1 protein-coding gene is annotated in these 396 nt (G+C 71.2%); it reads right to left on the bottom strand.

Annotation, left to right across the window (positions count from 1 at the left end; genetic code table 11):
- Positions 1-134 precede the first annotated feature (134 nt).
- Positions 135-396 (bottom strand): AFG1/ZapE family ATPase (gene zapE, locus D7Y13_RS44480; RefSeq protein ID WP_120631171.1); only part of this gene is annotated, 262 nt, incomplete at its 5' end.

The raw sequence follows: 396 nt of genomic DNA on the forward strand, positions 1-396 counted from the left end.
CTCCTTGTCGCGCGCCTGGAAGCGCGTCTCGATGGCGGCACGTTCCCTGGCGAGACGCGCCCGCTCGTCGTCGCCGCTGTCGGCCGCGCCCGCCTGCAGGCAGACCAGCGCCGCCGCCAGCCAGAGGATGGCTTTCATGTCAGCGAAGTATCGACAATGCGCCGCGCCTCGGCGAGGAACTCGGCCGAGCGCATCTCGCGCAGCCGCGACACCGTGCGCGGGAACTCGTGCACCAGAGGCCCTTCGGTGTACAGCGCGTCCGGCTCGACCGCGGCCGAGAGGATGAGCTTGACGCGACGGTCGTAGAGCACGTCGACGAGCCAGGTGAAGCGGCGCGCCTCCGAGGCCAGGCGCGGCGACATCTGCGGCACGCCGGAGAGCAGCAGCGTGTGGAAC

The organism is Corallococcus praedator, assembly GCF_003612125.1.
Classification (GTDB): Bacteria; Myxococcota; Myxococcia; order Myxococcales; family Myxococcaceae; genus Corallococcus; species Corallococcus praedator.